The following is a 19,029-nucleotide window of genomic DNA, read 5'->3' as shown; positions in this document are numbered from 1 at the left end:
GCGGACTGTCGGACAGGGCCGACGAGGGAGCCCGGAACGGGGGGACATGGGAAAGCAACACGTCGTCGAACTGAGCCTGACAGATACACGGATCGCGCCCGTCCGCGACGACGGGTCCGCCGAGAAGTGGTCGGCCACGGTCACCCTGACCGGCCACTCGCCGTCGGACACGGTGTCCGACCGAGGCAGTACCACGGGTCTGCGCGCACTGGCCGCGGCCTTTCGGGCCAATCCCGAAGGCTCGCGGGCCCTCGGGGAGGCATTGAGAAGACTGCTTCTTCCCGCTTCGGTCGAACAGGCTCTGTTCGACGGCTGTCTGAGCCTGCTGCGGCCGGAGGACATCCTGCGGCTGCGGATCCATTGCGCGGATCCCGTGTTCACCGCTCTGCCCTGGGAACTCACACGCGCCCTCTTCCCACCGGTGGCGGATGCCGGTGACGGTTCCCGCCGGATGCTCCATCTGGTCAACCGTTCCTTCCGCTGTGTGGTCTCCCGGGTCACACCCCATGGCGCACTGTCCGGCCCGAAGGGAGCCCTGCGCACCGTGGTGGCGAGCGCTGCCGAGGCGTACGGGAAGGTGCGTGAGGCGGACGGCCGACAGATCGCCGAACCGCAGCAGAAAACACTGGGGCAGAAGGCCGAGGAATCGACGGAGGACGCCCGGTGGGCCGCGGACGCCGTGGTCGACATTCTGAAGAGACAGGGACCGGCCGGGCCACCACTGTCGAGGGCCGACCGGGCCGGGCTGACGGCCGCACTGAGCACCACCACCGAGATCGTGTGTTTGATCGCCAACGGCTGGGCGGAGTCCGCCGATCTCAGCGGCATCGTGCTGCACGGCTCCACCGAAGACCCGGAGCTGCTGACGGCCGGTGCACTCGCCGATCTCCTTCACGAGGCGGGCACCCAGCTCGTCGTACTGGTCTGCTGCAACACGGCTGGAGGCATGGAGTCCTTCGAGGGCTGGGGCAACACCGCGGAACAGTTGACCGCCAAGGTCCCCGCGGTCGTGGCCATGCAGTCGGTGGTGGAACCCCGCATCGGTCACGACTTCCTGGTCGGCCTCGTCAGAGGCCTGTCCGAACACGGGGAGATCCACGCCGCCATGGCCGAGGGCCACAAGCGGATCGCCGATTGCGACATGCCGGGGTACATGGGCGTCCCCGCCCTCTACACCGGCCCGAACGGGCTGCAGTTGCGGGACCCTCAGCGGCCGTCGCGGCCCGGTCTGCCGTACGGCTATCCCGTCGACGCGCTCGACCGGCGGGGCGCCGAGGGCCGGCGCGCACGGCTGGACGTCGTCTGGGGGCTGGACCGCAGGCCGTTCGCTGGTGTCCTGCTCGACTCGCCGCACAACGACCTGGCCGACGACCTCAACCGCTGGGAGGCGCAGTGGGACGGCGCACTCCTCGAAGGCGGAGTCCGTCCGAGACGCTGGTTCCGCGTCGACATCACACAACCGCCACGACCCGACTCCGGCACCGGCGTCCACCGGCCGCAGGACGCCGTGCATCCGCGCTCGCAGTGGACGGAGTTCCGCCGCGACTTCCCCGGCCGGAGCGCCGACCACGGATGGATCGTCCGGCTCGACCTGCCCGACGCCGGAGGGGCCTGGTCGTCGGACGACTGGCGGACGGCGTTCGAAGGGTGGCTACCGCTGCTGTGCGCCCCTGACGGGAGGCTGGACAGACCGGTCGTCGTCGTCCTGCGCGGAACCGGTCCCTCGCTCAGAGCCTGGGGAGTCACCGCCCTGGAAGAAGTCCGCGATCACCTTGCCAGCCGGTTCAAGATCCCCGTCACCGCGCTCAGCCGCCACCGCCCGGGCCGTGTGCAGGAAAGTGCGTACGCCAACGGTACGGCGGACGCGTGCGAACCGTTCGACGAGACGGGCCTGTTGGCGCTGCGCGCCACCAACCCCGCCCGCTACCAACAGGCACTGGCACAGCTGGCGGCGGACACCGAGGCGCATGGTCGGCGGGCCATGCTCGCGGTCGCCGCCGACTACGATGACGACATACGGACCTGGCTCCGCGCCGCCCACGAGTCGAAAGCCCCTCTGCCCCGGCGCCACGACCTGGCGCCGACTTTTACAGCGGAGCGCGCCGACACTGTCGTCCTCGCTTTGCTGGAGTGGCACTTCAACCACCTGGAGACCGACCTCTCCACCTGGGACGAACTGCTCCTCACCCGTCCCGTCCGCCCGCTTTTCCGGCAGTACCGCGACGTCTGGCGGGAGCAGCCCGCCCCGCACGAACTGGCCCTCTGGCTGGCGGCCCACCCCTCGGCGGCTCCGGCGGCGGCGCGGGCCGGGCTGACCGCCGAACCCTCCGCCGTGCTGGGCCTGTTGCCGGCGACCACCGCGCCGTGGCCCGTCCTGCGGGCCTTCGGTATCGATGCGGGGACACTGCGCCTCCTGTTCCGTCTCCCGGCCGAGCAGCGCGACGCCGTGGGGCTTGTGAAGGCGAAACCCAAGGGAGTCTCCCCGGCCCCGGGCCACGAGGCGACCCTGCGAATCGAGCACATACGAGCCGAACTGGGCCGGAGCCCCATGGCCGTCCCTCGGCCCCCGAACGGCGACAAGGCGAGGCGATGATCGAAGACTGGTATTTCTGTGCCGCGATGCGGGACACATGGCAGGCCACCCACTCCTATCTGTCCGTCCTCGACCTCCTTGACACCCCGGACGGCCCCGGCGACCTGCTGCCGAACGCACTGGAGGCGCTGAACCGCTGCGAGCCCTGGACAGCCCTGCATGTCGCGCCGAGACTGCTGCGCCTCGCCCGGACCGGCGGCGGGACGACGGGCCTAGTGCTCGGCCACCTGCTCGGCACCGTGCGGGACACCCTCGGTCACCACGAGGCGGCCTCGTCCCTTGAGACGCTGCTCCATGTCTGCGCGGAGGACTCCCCGTCCCGGACGGCCACCGCGCTGCGCGCTGCCCTCACCGCCTGGAACAGATACACGACGTCCAGGACCACCGACCACCCCTTCCGGGATCTCACCGGTCATCCCGTGGAGACCTTGCTCCTGGCGGCCACCGCCCACCTTGCGGAACGGCCCGAGACCGTGGAGACCGTGGCGGCCGAACTGCGCAGGGACGGCTCCCTGCTGGCCGAGCTGACGAACCTGGCGACCAAGCCCGTATACGGCAGGCTGCCCTGCCTGCTCGCGCTGCGCATGCAGGGCGCAACCGCCACCGGGGAAGCGGAACGGGAGCAACTGCTGAGGTCCCTGGCCAGGCCGGAGGTCGGCTGGGTCCATCTCGAACCCGATCTGATGGGGGCCGCGGCCCGACTGCTGCATCCCGGAGGAAATCAGGAACCCGAGGAACTGGTCGCCGATCTCGATCTGGACGCGGTCACCCTGAACGGGCTCCGCCGACTGCGGGGGCTGCGCGGTGACACGGGCGGCATACCGGTGCAGCGCGTACTGGACCGGCTGGGCATGACTGCAGGCAAGCCTGTACCGCGTGCCTTGTCGACGGTCCTGTGGCAGCAGAGCCTTTGGGACCTGGCGGCTCTCCTGCACCCCCGGCAGACCGCGTCGGTCCTGGTCGGCCGTTGGGGACCGACCAGTGGCCGACCACACTACCCCGTGCGGTTCAGCGGCCCCGTCGCCGACCGGGAACGCGCCACATGGTCGGGCCAGATGACGGATCTCTGGCAACTGCGCACCGGCGCCTCCGCGACCCCCCTCAAGGAGAACGGCGCTCCCGCCCGCCTGGTCCAGACCGCGTACGCCGAGCGGCTCACTCTCCCCGGTCTGTCCAACTGGGCCTTCTCCCCGTGGGTCGACCGGGACACCGGCCCGTCCCTCTTCCCGGCCGCGAATGATCCGGTCGTTCTGCTGCGCCTGCTGTCGTCCCTGCGGACCTCGGTCCGGCTGATGCGTCACGGAGGAAGCACCGCCGACCCGCTGAGCGACCTGGTGATGCACGGCACCGAACTCCTCTCCAGCGGGATCGTGGGCGGCCACCTCTACTCGGTGACCCACGACGGGGAGACCGTCGACGAGTCTCCCGTCCCCACGGCCCTGGTGCCGCTCGCCCAGTCCGCGCAACGCACGTGTGTGTACGCCATGCGGGGCGTCTACGCCGAACTGCATCCGCGGGTCTTCGCGGAGCGTGCCATCGCCGGGGGGAACCCGGACGCGCTCAAGGACACGACCCAGCGGTTCTACCGGCAGGCCCGACTGCTCCATGAGAGCGGCGGTGCCCTGCAAGTGCTCGTGCGTGTGATCCGCGACGTGCTGACCGGCGCGGCCGACGTACGGGAGAGCACTCCGCAGAGCCGTTGGTTCGAGGGCGATCCACCCCTGGTGGAACGGCTGCTCCGGCTGGCCGCGGGTCGGCTCGGCCCTCGGGAGCACCGCAAGGAACTCGGCAACGCGTTGCTTCTGCTGCGCATTCTGCTGCACCAGGACGTGACGGACGGTCGGCTGACGGAGGGGCGGAACATGGACTACCCGCCCGTCACCTTCCAGGAGGTTCTACTGGTCGGTCCCGACCGGCTCGATCTGCCGGGAGGCGTAGAGCGTTTCAACCGCTGGGTGAAGTCGGCACCGCGCGATTTCCAGGCCGCTGTGAAACTGCCCGCGCGAACCGTCCAACTGCTGCACGCCCTGGCCCAGCCGCGTGAGCCCGAACGGGAGGAGACGCTGCGGAAGGCGGTCGACCTCTGGATCTACCGGATGGACCTGGTCGGCTCGACCGCGGAACTCGCGAGGGTCACCCGTTGGTACATGCTGGGGCTCATCGACGTCGTGCACGACGACGGCGAACTCGAGTCCCGGGTGCTCGACAAACTCCTCGACGTCTTCACGGAGTTCGGGCTGCGCACGCCGACGGACCTGCGGCTGCTCTTCGACCGGCTGTCCGGGGATGGGTTCGCGGCCCGGCTGCGGCGTCGTCTGCTCAGCCTCTCGTACGACGGCCGGCACGCGGCCGAAGACCACAGCGAGTTCGACGTCTGGGCGCACGCCATGTACGAGGCGAACGCACATGCGCTCCGGGAGGAACTCGACAGGCTGGTGTGGAATCTCACCCGGAGCGACGACTGGGAGGCGCAGACCAACCGTGAGTTCATCGCAAACTCATGGCAACGCTCCGTCCTGACCTCGTCGTTGCGCTCGCTGGCCGTGCCGCTGGGCGGTTCCGCGCAGCACATGCCCGACCAGGCCGAACTCCCCGACCCGCGGACGGTCGTGTCAGTCCTCGCCCACCGCAGCGAGGACCGGGCCGTCTACCACTACCTGCCCGTCGACCTGAACATCTCCGGAGGCTTCGACCTGTTCCGCCGGCCCGACCAGCGTGCGGACGTCCTTCGGCGGGCGGCCCGGGACAAGCAGCCCGAACTGGTCGGAGTCGTCTGCGGCTTCACCGAGGACCGGGACCGGCTGCTGGTCAACTGCGGCCTCGGACAGCCGCTGGAAGCGGAGCCGTACCCCGGTGCCGAACCGGGAGATCTTGTCGCGGTCACGCTGGGGCACCGCCGTCTGCCCGTCGATCCGGCACCCGGGCGCGAGCCGCTGTTCGTCGAGGTCGAGGGCCGGCCCCGGAGGCTTCCCCCTCTCCTGAGGCCGGGTGACGTGCAGCGGGTGCGGGTCGAGCTGACGTCCGAGGGCGCCGTCGTGCACGCCACGGCGTACGACACGGCTGGCTCACCGGCGGGGACCGGCCCGCTGTCGGAATGGGATCCCGACCTTTCCCGGTGGCACCGCTCCTGGTCCGGTGACGGCTGGCCCCGACCCGTGGAATCCCCCTTCGAGACAGTCGCTCGGTACGACGACGACGGCTGGCACCCCGTGGACGGCGGCTTCACGGAGTTCCTGGCAGCCGGACTGCCGTACGCGCGAGGATCGGTGGCCCTGCTGACCCTCATGGCGCCGACGGACTCCACCGAGGACGCCTGGCGGTTCTGCCTGGCGCCGGGCCGGACTTTTCTGCTGCCCGAGCGGATCTGGACCGCCGACACCGCCCGTCGGCTGCGGACCGAGACCCACGGAGCACAGCACCCGGCCGGGCTGCGCTGCTGGGTCCGGGTGACCGAGGACGATTTCGGCAGACCCCGACTGGCGCTGACGGACCCTCCGGAGGACGTGCCGGCCGCCGAACACCCCGAGGCGGCCGCCGGGGACGGCATCGACCGCCGCAACCTGGAATGGCAGGACCTGTGCGCGGGAGACACGGTCTGCGCGATCCGCCGTGACGGACACTGGCAGGTCGACCACGACATTCCGGGGTTTCCCCCGGTGATCGTCGAGGACATGCCACCCCTGACCGTGAACTCGGTCGAGCAGGGGATCACCGGCTGGGAGGAGAAGGAGGTACGCAGGGCACGTGTCCAGGCCGTGCACAACCCGTACGGTGTCGGCACGACGGATGCCACCGCAGAGGAGTACGACCGGCTGCACGGCCTGCGGAAGGACGATGTGGTCCGCCTGCGCACCTGTAGCGGCTCCGCTCGGCGCGGAACTCTCCAGGCCTGGACACGCGGAGGGAACACGGAGATCTCCGTGGACGCCGAATCCGTGATGCTGAGTCCGGCCAAGGACACCGTAGGTTGGCAGCAGGCCGTACGCGGTCGTGATGCCGTCATCACCGGGGTTCGCTTCGGCGGTGGGCGTCGCCCCCTCTCCGCCGACCGGCCGGCGCTCGAACCGCTCTCCGACGACGCACTGCTGGCCGGTGTACCGGAGTCCGACCGCGCCGCGGTCGGCGAGCGGTTGCGCGGGCTGGACCGCCTCGACGGCTTGCTGCTCGTGGCCCCGGCGCCAGGCGCCGGACGCCTGCCCCAGGTCTGGCTACGTTTGGACGGGCGCGTCATCGACCTCCCCGTGCCGTGGGACGCCTTCACACTGACCACCCGGCGCAGCGGTGACCAGCTGGTCGCGCTGCGGTCCCCACGAGGGTGGAGTCTCACACCGCGAGGCCGCCAGATCTTCGCCCGCTGCCTGTGGGAGCTGGACAACAACGCCGTAGGCGTCACACCGGTCGGGTATCTCACGAAGCAGGGTTCCCGGACGGAGACGGTGGTCGGGCAGGGCCGGCCCGGAAAGTTGGTGTCCTCGACGCGCCGGTGGCTCCCCAAGGAGGTCGGCTCCGGACAGGTGGACCTGGGCGAGCCCTTCACGGCTGCCGGTGACAGTGCGACCAGACATCGCGCGCAGGTCCTGCTGTCCCAGAACCGCTCGCTGTGGGGTGTTACCGACCACCCCTACTTCACCTCCATGCAGGAGGCATACCAGGTCGACACGGTCAAGCTGTCGGCGAGCCCGGTCGGCAACCAGGGACTGTGGGACGTCCGGCGGGTCTTCACCCTGAGACCCGCCCAGGCCACGGAGACGGGCGGAGATCTGGGCGAGGCATGGACCGTGGTCACGGGAACATCAGGTTGGAACGCCGAACTGCGTGGCGGGGAAGCGGTCCTCGCCCCGGTCCCCCTCGACCGGGGAGCCCGCCGGATCGGTCTCCCGCACGTGCCACTGGCCCCTGGGGAAACGGCCCGTGTGGAGGGCGTCGAGTACGACAAGCGCCGGGCCCGCGTCGTGGTGCGTTCCGACCTGTCGGCCGGACCGGGCGAGACCCAGTACCTGGCGTCGTACCGCGAGGTCCCGCCGATGCCCCTGCGCGTCTTCATGAACCACCAGAACATCGTCGAGAGGCGGGAAACCGAGACGAGCCTGAACTTCGTGGAAGTCGAGAAGCGCGAGCGGAAACGGCCGGGGGCGCCGCCGGAACAGTGGCTGCTCTTCGAGTGGGGTTTCGGCCTGACCCTCCGTGTGCTGCTGACCGACGTACGGCTCGACGGACGGCCACTGCGCGGGGTGAAGGACCTTCCCTTCTTCCACGGCGACCGGGTGACCCGCCTCACGCTGACCCCGCGCGTCGGAGGGGGCGGCGGCTCGGACCGAGAGCGCCACTGGCTCGACGTGCCCGGCGACGCGATCGTCCGGTCGCGGGAACGCCGGCTGTACGACCAGGCGGTGGACGGGATCGTGCCCGGGCTGACGGTGCGGCTCGACCGTGAGGCCAAGACCGTGACGGTCCTGCGGGTCGAGTCCCTGCCGGGCACCTTCGACGCCCGGGAACGGGCGGGAGCGAGTCCTACGGAGGTCAGCACCCCCAGGCTGCGGCTCACCGACGGCAGCGTCGCCGCCGTACTGCGTCGCTACCCGACCGGGCCCGACGTCGTGAGGGTGCTCGGACGGCTCGACACGCTCCGCTGGGACAAGACCCAGGGCGCCGAAGCCCACTTCCAGTACTTGCGGCCGGTTCTGGGCCCCAAGGGTGGCCAGACGGTCCAGCGCGGGCAGTACGTCTTCATGTGGGGCGAGAAGATCAAGCGGCGCCCCAACGACGTCTGGTTGATCCTCTCGTTGGGGCTGGGCTCCGACGACAGGCCCCAGAACCTCACCGCGAGGGTGACCCGGCGCACCTTCGCCCATCGCGAGGACGTGCTGCGCCGCCTCTTCGACGAGGAGGGTGAGGACGCGCTCCGTGGGACTCCCTACCTGGTGGAGCTGCGCGGGCCCGCCGACGGGTACGACTTCGACGGCCGTATCTCCGCGGCACCGGCTCGCCCGGCGAACGCGCTGCGCGGCCATCTCACCTCGCGCAACCCGTCGTGCTTCGCCGTGGTGACGCAACGGGATCACCGACTGCGGCTGGAACTCCGCGCAGGCGTCCATGTCGCCTTGAGGCATGAGGACCTTGCCGGGGAAGTGACCCCGGAGGTGGGCGCCGTGGTCCGGGTCGCTCTCGCGCGGGACAGGCGTTTCCTGCTCCGGCCCGCCCTGCCGGGCGATGCCGCGTACGCCATGGACGGCCGTGAGGTCGTGGTCTACCCGAAGAACCCTCTGCTGAAGGTACAGGGCCCCACGAGCGACCAGCTCGCGCAACCCCTCTTCACCCTGTCGGGCCTGCCCAACGTGGAGGTCCCCCCTGCGCGGGCGGGCGACGGAGCGGATGAACTCGGGCCGGTAGCGCGGCTGATGCGGGAGCGCCACCCCAAGATCGGCCGACTGCGGAGGGGGCCGGACGGTGAAGTCACTGTGGCCGCCCCCGGCCCCGGGGAGTCGGCCGCCGGATGGCTCTCGTTCTATGACGACACCCTGCAGGCGAACCTGGAACCAGTACTCGGAAGCGAGTCGGGCGGCGGCCCGGCGCTGTCGCTGGAGCCGGCCCAGGCCTCCTTCGCGGACCGCAGCGCCCAGTGGATCGCGCGCCGGCATGACGAGGCACGACGGGTGCCGCAGGATCGGCTGACCGGGCACTGGCCCGACGGAACTCCGGAATCGTACGAACCCATGGACCTCGGCACTGACGGCGTTGTGGAACCCGTGGTGCCCGCGCCGGGCCCAACCCTGCGCTACCCCCTCGACCAGGCCCGAAGGTACGGCTACCCGGCGGGATATCTGACGGAACGGCGAAGTACTGGGCCGTCCGGAAACGGCGCGGCCAGGCCGACCGGTGACGTCGGCGGAGGCGGCCGGGGCGGACCGTCGTCCTGGTACACCGTGGCTGGTCCGATCCGGTCGGACTCCGGGCGTGCGTCCGGGTTGTGGGTGGAGATGTCCCCGGGCTGTCTGGTGGAGATTCCAGGCGAGCTGGCGCATGCCACAACGAGGGGCACGCCGCACCCGTTGGAGGCGATCCACTGGGATCTCTTCCAGCCGGGCGACGAGGTGCGGCTCTCCGCCCATCGCGGCGGTCCCAGCGAACCCGAGTGCGCGGTCCTGCACGACTGGCGGCCGGGGCTGCGCGGCATGCTCGGCTCGGTACCTGCCCTGCTGACCGTCCTGGCGGCGGACTCGAAGACCGGCGCGCTTGTGCTGGGCGGTGGGAACGCCTCCTTGGAGTACCCGGTGTCGCGCGACATGGCCGCGCGGTACGCCGTTGGTGACACCGTGCGGCTGACGCCGGACAACCGACTCCTGCCCCGACCGCACGTCGGCCCGCCCGATGCCGGGGAGGCCGTCCTGGCCGGGGTGTCCCTGGGCGGTGGTCTGTTCGTGCACGGCCTGCCCGGGCACGCTGTCGTCCTGGCTGAGGAGGGCTGGGCGGGGGCCGAGTGGATCCGGGCGGAACTGGCGGCCGGAGGGGACGCGGCTGCCACGCTGCTGTCGGCTGTCGGAGGTGTCCTCGCGATGACTTGTGAAGGCGTGGACGCGGATGGTCGGCTGAGAGTCTCCCGGGCGGCCCAGCCGCGGCTGCCCTCCGGCGACCACAACCTGTGGGAGTCTCCGTCCCGGGTCACCGGCACGCTGCGTGACGGCCGACTGGTGGTTCGCGCCGGCGGTGCCCTGCTCGCCGTCCGCCCGGAGGAAATCGTACCGGGGATACCCGCTCACGCCCGCGTCGCGGTGGCGAGCGCGCTGACCGGCGATCCGGATCCGTTGTGGCTGCGCACGTCGGTGGGGGGCGAACTGAGCAGCGGTCTGCGGGCGACCCAGGAAGCGGAACGGCGTGTGCTCCCCGTCGCTGCGGTCGCCGCGACGGAAGAAAGCCCAGAAGGCTCGGGCCTGTTGTGCCGGGAGGAGGAGACGGGTGCGCTGCGCTGGCTTCCGGCGTCGCACTCCGCATGGGCCGAACTGTCCCGGGACCAGTTGCACGACACGATGGTGGTCCCTCAACTGCCTGTGCGGGTCCTCCTGCTCGACGACGGGAGGGTCTCGGTCATCGGGGCGCCCGCCGTGCTCAGCCACTTCCGCAACCTCAGCATCGGCCGGGCGGTGAATCTCGTGGTGCTTGGCGGAGAAGCCGTACCGAGGCCGCACGGGGTGTACCAGTACCTGGCGAGAGTGGAGAGCAACGACGTCGTTGTGTCGTTCACCAGCGACTCGCTCAAGCATCTGGAGGGTGAGCGCCTGATCGGCGAAGTGGAGAGCCTCACGAACAAGGCCGACAGGCACGTCATGACCGTGGGATGCGTGCCACGCGGCAAGCGCGGCACGATTCCCGACCTGCCGAGTGTCGTGGTACCGCCAGGTGGGGCGTATCAGCTGTTCCGGCGCTACTCCGAGGTCTGTGATGATCCGGCCGCCCTGGTGGTTGCCGACAATGTCACGCAGGCGGCGGACGAGGAGGTGGTCCGAGCCGCCTGGCACCATCTCTTCGTCCGCCAGGGAACCGGAGCGGGAGATACCACTCCCTCGGCACTCCCGTCCCCGGCCGCAGCCGAGGCGCTGCGGCGTTGGATGGACATCCGCATGGAGGACGGCTGGGAGGCCGAGGAGATCCACCTCCAGCCGCTGATCGGCGCGACCGTACTGATGGCGGCTCTCGGGGAGGTCGATCCCGACATGGCCTCGCTGGCCGTGCAGTTGGCGCTGAACGTGGGGGAGCGGGCGCAGCGGGCCGTGCACATCGCCCCGATGCTGGCCGACTGGCTGGGCAGGGAGCGGAGTACGGGGGGTCTGTGGGGCAGGCTGTGGGCCTTGCGCGTCTCGGGGCTGCTGAATCCCAGGGAACTGGAGCGACTGGTGACCTTTTGCCGGGGCCGCCTGTACGGCGCGGCCGTGGAACAGGAGCCGGAGCTGCTGAAGGTCGTCGTCGGGCTGCTGCTGTCGGTGGGGGAGTCCGTCGCCCTGGAACCGCTGCTCGATCCCGCAGAACCGCTGGTGCGGTTGGCGGGCCTCGGTCGTGCCCTCATCCCGCCGGGCGGCGACGAGGTTGCCCAGCAACGTCTCCACGTCGGCCAGATCCACTACCTGAGCACGGTCTTTCAGGCGACGGTCCATCAGTCCCTCCAGACAGGCATGCCAGGCCTGGTGTTCCTTCCGTACCGGACCCGGCCGAACGGTGAACTGGGGGACTGAGCGGCCGCCGAGGCTGTGGTGTACGGAGGCCGCCTACTCCGGAGCAAAGGGCGGAGCCAACGGGGGCCTTGACCCCGGAGTTTGAACACGTCTACGCGGCTCGAGTCAAGGTAGTTGATGTTGGGCGGACGGTGATTTCGTAGGTGATCGGGGCCCGCTGGCCGAGGTGGGAATGACGGCGTCGGGTGTTGTAGCGGTGGAGCCAGCGGAAGGCGTCGAGTCGGGCCTCTCGCTCGCTTGACCAGCCCTTTCTGCCCTTCAACGTCTCCCTTTTGAAGCTGGCGTTGAACGATTCGGCGGCGGCGTTGTCCGCGCTGGACCCGACGGCGCTCATGCTCTGGCGGACACCGGCCCGGCGGCAGGCGTCGGCGAAGGCCCGGGTGGTGTACTGGGCTCCGTGATCGGTGTGCAGCAGCGCCCCGTTGAGGCTGCCGCGGGTCCTTTCCGCGGCGGCGAGGGCGTCGATGACGAGCTCGGTGCGCATGTGGTCGGCGATCGCCCAGCCGGCCAGGCGGCGCGAGCACAGGTCGATCACTGTCGCGAGATAGCAGAATCGTCCGCCGCCGACGCTCAAGTAGGTGATGTCACCGACGTACTTGGTGTTGATCTCCTTCGCGGTGAAGTCGCGGCCGATCAGGTCCGGGGCCTTCGCGGTGGCCGGGTCGGCGATGGTGGTGCGGTGCCGGCGCCGCAGACGGACCCCTTCGAGGCCGATGGTCCGCATGATCCTCGCGACGCGCTTGTGGTTGACCGCCCGGCCGCCCTCGTCGCGGAGCTCGGCGGTGATCCTCAGGGCTCCGTAGGTCCCGTCGGACTCCTTGTGGGCCTTGCGTATCCGGGCCGCGAGCCGGTCGTCGGCGGCCTGGCGGGCCATGCGAGCCGGGGCGGTGCGACGCCAGTAGTAGAAACTCGAGCGGGAGATCCCGAGAATGTCGCAGAGCCGCTTCACGCCGTATCGGCGCTGGTGATCCTCAACGAACTGGCAGCGGTTCACCAGCGCGTCTCCGTCGCGAAATGCCAGGCCGCATTGCGGAGGATGTCGCGTTCTTCCTCCAGCTCACGGATCCTCTTGCGCGCGGCGGCCAGCTCCGCCTGAACCGCGTCGCCGGCAGGCTGCGGTGCCGTCGCGGGGGCGGAGTGGGCACCGGCGCGGCGTCCGTCGGCGGCCCGGATCCAGTTCCGCAGCGTCTCGGTGTTCACTCCGAGATCGGCGGCGACCGACTTGATCGTGGCTCCCGGACGCGACCGGTACAACGCGACCGCGTCCGCCTTGAACTCGGCGGGGTAATGCATCATCCCCACAGGGACTCCGTTCTCCTGGACCATCAAGATCCAAGTCTCTCCGGTGTCCAAACTCCAGGGTCAGGGCCCTTCCAACGACCGACGCCAGACGGCACGGAGACACGTCAGAATCATGACCAGAAGAGGGGGATCATGGACGGCAGGCTCTGCGATGGCTGGGTTCGCTCGCTCAGAGGGCAGACACTCTGCTTCACCGGCAAAGTGCTCATCGACGGCGAGTGGACCATCCGAAAACACTGCATCGAGATAGCCCATGGGCTCGGGGCGGAGTGGAAACCAGACTTCTCACGCAAGATCACTGTTGTGGTTCACGGTGATCTCGCAAGCCAGGTTGTGACCGACGCGCGCCGGGAGTACAGCCAGAAGCTCGTGCGTGCAGCGTGGGAGCGCGACCGGGGCTACCACGTGTGTGTCGTGGACGCGGACGGCTTCGCGGACCTCGTCGGACGATTTCCCGCACGTTGCCGAGAGCTGCGACAAGCTGAGAGCGGCAGTGACCGAGTCCTCGTACTGCCTCAGACTGGGGATGGCATCCTCGGCGGCCCACTCCAGCGACGGAGCGTCGGCCAGCACGAAGCTGGTGCACTTGCGCTCGACCTTGATCAGCTCGACAAGGGCACGGAAGCACACGAAGCAACTGTCACAGCACTGGTCGAGCACCTTGCTCGACAGCAGATCGAGCTTCGCGGGCATGCTCGCCACGCTCCCAGGTTCGACGCGGGATGGTCGCGAGGCGACGACGTGTTCATCGCTGAGGTCAAGAGCCTGACCGGCGCGAGCGAAGATCAACAGATTCGGCTGGGAATTGGCCAGGTCCTCGACTACGCCCACCAGCTCCAACGTGTAAGGACCTTTGGGAAGATACGTCCTGTGCTGGTCCTGGAGAAGCAGCCGGACGACTCCAGATGGAGGTCGCTCGCGGAGGCCAGCGGGATCTTGCTGACATGGGCTCCGCATTTTGCGGGCTGCTGAACATGCGCCCATGCCGTAGTCGATGGCCGTGCTGGCCCGCCGATCCGCAGAGACACACCGGACCATACTTTCGACTGCATCCGACGCGTCCAGGCCCACCACCAACTCGCTTCCGGCTGGGTTCTGTACGCGACATGAAGCCGATACGCCCGGGCCCGCCCCATATACGTCAGACCGGGGCGACGATACTCGGCGTACACATCCACGATGTCACTCACCCGCACGGCCCAGATTCGACCCCGGGAGTTTGTTTAGCCAAAAAACATGGCCTCCGACCTGCGGAAATGAAGAGCGGCAGACGAGCAGGGCTATACGCCGGGTTCTGTCCGAGACAGCGGCCCAGATGGCACGAGCGCTCCCTGCCGAGTGCCCTGAACAACCGGGGCATGCCACGTCTCCGCCCCGGCGCGGGAGCCCCTGTTCCGATGCGGCCGAGGATTCAAGATCCGGACCATTCGCGGACCACGAAGCCGCACACCGCCCGCTCCGCAAGGCTTTGTTCAGGCCAGAAGCCTGTCAGCGCAGTACCGCAGCAGACGAAGAACCTGCTGGGCGGTCCGCACCGGCGACTAACCCTGACCGCTTGGCACCACGAAATTCTCGGCTCCCCTGCTTCACAGCCGCAGTCATCACACCACCTGACCAGCGACGCAACACACCTGACACCCCATCAGAACGAGCGTCACGAGCGCCATTTCAGCGTCAAGATATCGCCCGTAACGCCCACACCGCCCATAACGCGCACGGACAAAACCGCAGGTCAGACGCCCTTCGCCACCGGTTCAAGGATCGCCACGCACTCCACATGATGCGTCACCGAAAAGACATTGACCTGAGCACATCACGGAAAAGCCCAGCTCAGAGTCGTTTTGCAGCTCCCCGTCCTGTGTGTGAGTGCCTGGAGCGTCACGGTCGACAAAGAGCGCGCCAAGCAGACAGGTCGGCGGCGAACGCAACCCATCACAGGTCCATCGCCGCCCGCGCCCGTACCTGCCCGGCACTGTTCATGATCTTCACGCGGCTCGCGAGCTCCGGTGCTCGACCACCCGGACCACCCGCCCCATTCAGGCTGTCGTCACCTTGCATCCGGCCAGCTCATACCGATAACGAAAGGACCCCATTGTCGGGTGAACCCTTCCGGACTCCGGGACGTTGTGCTGAGTGAAAGCTCATGCGGCCTCGACGGGAAACCGGTGTAATCATTATGGAAGAGTCGATACGGATGCAGCGCATCGCGCTGAACAGAACCGGCGCGGCAATGCGTCCGGGCAATACAGGAAATCGCTCCAGTCCTGACAGTTCGGATTCCGAGACAGCGGCATATCGTGATCACGCGGCACGCTCGCTGGCTCATACCTGACTGAGGCCACAGCCCGGGAGCGGGCAAGCACCTCAAGCGTCTCGAACCGGGACCGGATACGAGATCACGTATGATCCAACCTATACTCACCCCAATCCGGCTACCGGAAGATCCCTGGCCGTGCATGAGGCTTTGCACGTCGCGGCCGATCGCGGCTACAGCAGGCCGAACGATCGGGATCTCGACTTCGCGCACATGCACCTACCGCCAGACGTGGAAAGCCCGGAATTTCGAGCTTCCTACAGAAGTCAGACCACTGCGGTCGATGCGAATCTGGAGAAGCTTCGAACCACTGCGGCAAACGATCCCCACCTCAATGCCCAGTGGAGGAACTACGTCGATCAGCGGATCAATTACGCGCAAGCGACTCCGCATGTCCACAACGAGACCGTCACCGCGGAGCTTGCGGAGACACTCCGGAATGCCGGATTGCAGAATTCCCGTACTTGGAAGAAGGCTGCGGCCCTTACAGCGGAGGCGATGAATCGCCAGCAGCACCTCCCGGACCAGCGGATCCCTGAGTACTCCGCCGCCGAATATGCGCGGCTCCGGGTGACTCCAGGTGCTGCTTACGCCAGCCGGGATCACAGCAGATCGACGGAGGCGACCTACTCGCCAACGTACCTCCCCTCCATGTCGACCATGCCCCGTCCTCGTCGCTCGTAGCAGTCGAAGGATGCGCCTGGGAATCCTGGAAGAAGCCAGGAACGCCGATGTGGGTGCGGTGCCGACGGGCCGACCCAGTTCGGCACGAAGGTGCTCGGCGTCGGCGTGACCGGGTCGCCCGCGCCACGACGCTGACGCAGCCCCTCGCCTGGCCGCTCGCTGCAGGACGCCCGAGACCTGACCGGCGCCGCCGGCTCACTGGGGCCGGTGAAGGGGCCCTGCGGCCGCGATGAACGTCGTGGGCCGCGCAACCGTCGTACCGGGCAGTAAGTATCCGACGGACGCGAACAGGCCGACCGACCATGACCACTCCCAGCGGACGACACGACACCATCGGCATGCGCAAGGGGGACGGCGGGAGGGCGGTCCGGGAGTTCGTCACAGCTCCGAAGGAGTTCCTTCGGAGCAACACGGTGCTGCTGCGGATGGCGGACGGCATGCGAGCGAGGAGTTCGGGAGGTGCGGGGACTTCCTCGGTGGCCAAGGGGATGGATCATGCGGCTTTTCTGCGCTGGATGGACAAGCAGGACCGCCACTGGTTCGCCCTGACACCGCACGCGACGCCGGGAAACGGTCGCGAAAGCCCGGCCTACGTGCTGACACCGGCCGTGGAGAAGTACGCCGAGGCGTTCCGTGCCGACCCGGCGCTCGGCGCACTGCTCCGGGGGCACTCCCTGCCCCCGGTCGGTCCGGCCGAGGACTACGTCCAGGCGCATTACGTCCCCTACCTGCAGGGGAGTTCGGCGAACCCGGAACAGAACGTGGGCCATACCGTCGTACCGCTGGAGTCGTCGCAGGACTTCCGCGCGGACTTCGTCTTCACGGCCGCGATGAACGGATGCGCCCTCGCCGTGACCAAAGAGGACGGCCGGGACGAGTTCACCGCCTGGCACTACCAGTCCCCGACGTCGAACCACGCGGCGGCGGAGCAGTTCCGGACGGCGGAACGGCCGGTGGACTGGTTCGGGGACGGCGAGTACCAGAGCCTGGGACCGGAGTCGATCCCCGAGTCGACCAACCTGCTCTGGCGGGGCGGGCAGGGCTGGGAGTTCCTCAGCCAGGAGAACCACGCCGACTTCAGGGACTACGGCGACGTACGCACCCGGAGGACGACGAGCCGTCCGGTCCGACTCGAACCGGGCGAGGAATGGCGGTACGTGGCGCGGCACTACCTGCGCACGGTGGAGGACCGTCTGGAGACGTTGCGACGCGTGGAACGGGACTATGTCGCCAAGTTGGGCCGGAGCGCACCCGATCTCCTGCTCAAGTCGTCGTTCGACCTGGTGAGGATGCAGGCGGAGCGCGACGCACAGGCCCTGCGAGGGGTCGCCGATACGAGGCAACTGGCCCAGACCGCCGAGGGCATCCGCGACGACCATGAAAGCACCCGGCGCGTCATGGCCCACTTCGACGCCCGGCAAGCCGTCGCGGAGAGGAGCACACCGCCAGCGCGCGGCTGGTTCCGAGGTCCGGCACAAGGCACCGAACCCGAGGCACAGTCCCGGCGGGCGAAGGTGGCAAGCTTCGTCTCCCGCCTTCGCGACGACGCCTGGACCTCTGCGCTGGCCCGTGAGGCACACGCCCTCACGACCCGCGCGGCCCCTCTCCGCTCCCCGTCGGCTCGGAGCGCGGCTGCACGGAGCATCGCCGAAGCGGCCCGCCGCCAGGTCCACGGCACCCGGAGTTCCCCCGCCTCACCGCACCCCCGGTCCCCGGCACCCTGGGCAGGAGGTGACGCCGTCGTCGGAATGAACCGGACCAGAGGGTCTTAGATATGTGGAATCCCCGCAGCACGTTCCGATCCCGCGACCTCGTTGAACCGGATCACCGCGGCTGCGCGTAGCCATCGGTGAGGGCGCGCGACGTCGACAGCCAAGCATGGATGAGTTCGCCCGGCCGAACCGCGAGACGATTCATCGACGGAGGACCGAGATGCCGAGTTTTCCCCGCCCCGGCGAGGAACCCACCGACGGCCGACGAACAGCAGTGACCGATGAGAAGCTGCTGATGAACGGGTGGGCCTATTGGCCCTCAGAGGAACAGCTGGCCACGGTCATGGATGACAACCAGCGCCACTTCCGCGCCGCGGAATCGTCCACCATGCCGCTGGAGGAATCGCGCCCTCAGGTCCCTCCCCCGGCCGGGCCCGGCCCCGTGGCCGCCGTAGCGTCCGCCGCGGGCGGTCGGTTCGGCGAGGACGCCACAGTTCCGGCGCCCGCCACCCCTGCGCCTCCTGCACCGACATCGGCCCCGACCGCCTCCTCCCCCACCCCGCCGGCCCCCGCGGCCGACGCCCTCCCGTCACCGGCTCGCGGCACGGCCGGGCGTCTGCTCGACCTGGGCAAGCGCGGATGGCAGCTTGCGAGGAAACTCGCGAGCGGTGCCGCGAAGTTCGTGCGCGAGCATCCGGACATGGTGGCGGGTGCGGCGATCGGCGCATACCTCGGTGCCGCAGGTGGTCCCCTGGGGGTGGTGGCCGGCGCTCTGGTGGGCGCTGCGGCCGGCGCCGGGGTTCGTGCCTACCTGCAGCGGTCCTCGGAGAGTCGACGCGCGGGCCAGGGTTCCGCTCAAGGCGTGGCGCAGACGACGACGGCCACCGCCGACGTCGCTCCCGCCCCCCGTCGGACGACGTACCCGGCACGAACGCGGTCGGCAGTGGCGGATCTGTCCCGGTCACGGTCACAGCGCCTCGGCGGTCCCGTGTCCGCCGAGGCATCCCGGCCTGGGCAGGCGGTGAGCACACGGGTGGCGTCCTCCGCCGCGTTACGGGCGAGCGGCACGGACAGGGCCGCGCCGTCGGCCCCTTCGCGGGACTCGGTCACCGGGCCCGCGGCTGCTTCTGCGGCGCAGGACGTGCGGCGCCGCAGAAGCATGTGACCGGTGCCGCAGCGGCCTGCGACGGCCTCGGCCGA

General features: G+C 69.3%; 6 protein-coding genes. 5 read left to right on the top strand and 1 reads right to left on the bottom strand.

The features are described from left to right. The first annotated feature begins 46 nt into the window (after positions 1–46). Together ACFVH5_RS00430 and ACFVH5_RS00425 are read left to right on the top strand one after the other, a co-directional pair. Entirely contained in the window at positions 47–2,593 is a 2,547-nt protein-coding gene (locus tag ACFVH5_RS00430) for a CHAT domain-containing protein (protein ID WP_385830854.1), read from the top strand. After that, on the top strand, positions 2,590–11,817 hold the full coding sequence (locus tag ACFVH5_RS00425) for a hypothetical protein (protein ID WP_385830852.1): 9,228 nt from the start codon (positions 2,590–2,592) through the stop codon (positions 11,815–11,817). The genes ACFVH5_RS00430 and ACFVH5_RS00425 overlap by 4 nt, the downstream gene beginning before the upstream one ends. A 91-nt stretch (positions 11,818–11,908) precedes the next feature. Here the strand turns inward: ACFVH5_RS00425 and ACFVH5_RS00420 are convergent. Continuing rightward, a protein-coding gene (locus ACFVH5_RS00420; protein WP_385830849.1) for an IS3 family transposase occupies positions 11,909–13,119 on the bottom strand; the annotation gives its coding sequence in 2 pieces (ribosomal slippage) (positions 11,909–12,837 and positions 12,837–13,119; 1,212 coding nt in all). A gap of 132 nt (positions 13,120–13,251) precedes the next feature. Between ACFVH5_RS00420 and ACFVH5_RS00415 the strand changes: the two genes are divergently transcribed. The 3 genes from ACFVH5_RS00415 to ACFVH5_RS00405 all read left to right on the top strand — a co-directional run bounded on the left by ACFVH5_RS00415 (position 13,252) and on the right by ACFVH5_RS00405 (position 18,994). Then, on the top strand, positions 13,252–14,091 hold the full coding sequence (locus tag ACFVH5_RS00415; RefSeq protein ID WP_385830847.1) for a hypothetical protein: 840 nt from the start codon (positions 13,252–13,254) through the stop codon (positions 14,089–14,091). 2,328 nt (positions 14,092–16,419) lie between these two features. Then, positions 16,420–17,889: a hypothetical protein gene (locus ACFVH5_RS00410; protein WP_385830845.1), complete on the top strand. Its 1,470-nt coding sequence runs from the start codon at positions 16,420–16,422 to the stop codon at positions 17,887–17,889. 160 nt (positions 17,890–18,049) lie between these two features. After that, positions 18,050–18,994, top strand: a complete 945-nt coding sequence (locus ACFVH5_RS00405) for a hypothetical protein (RefSeq protein WP_385830843.1) — start codon at positions 18,050–18,052, stop codon at positions 18,992–18,994. The last annotated feature ends 35 nt before the right edge of the window (positions 18,995–19,029 follow it).

The sequence above is a fragment of the Streptomyces sp. NPDC127119 genome (genome assembly GCF_042677425.1).
In the GTDB taxonomy this organism is placed as follows: Bacteria; Actinomycetota; Actinomycetes; order Streptomycetales; family Streptomycetaceae; genus Streptomyces.
This window is presented reverse-complemented; position numbering and strand designations above follow the sequence as displayed.

What these genes read in the sequence shown, in the direction of transcription:
- ACFVH5_RS00430 (WP_385830854.1), top strand. Translation starts at nt 47, where the DNA reads ATGGGAAAGCAACACGTCGTCGAACTGAGCCTGACAGATACACGGATC.
- ACFVH5_RS00425 (WP_385830852.1), top strand. Translation starts at nt 2,590, where the DNA reads ATGATCGAAGACTGGTATTTCTGTGCCGCGATGCGGGACACATGGCAG.
- ACFVH5_RS00415 (WP_385830847.1), top strand. Translation starts at nt 13,252, where the DNA reads ATGGACGGCAGGCTCTGCGATGGCTGGGTTCGCTCGCTCAGAGGGCAG.
- ACFVH5_RS00410 (WP_385830845.1), top strand. Translation starts at nt 16,420, where the DNA reads ATGACCACTCCCAGCGGACGACACGACACCATCGGCATGCGCAAGGGG.
- ACFVH5_RS00405 (WP_385830843.1), top strand. Translation starts at nt 18,050, where the DNA reads ATGCCGAGTTTTCCCCGCCCCGGCGAGGAACCCACCGACGGCCGACGA.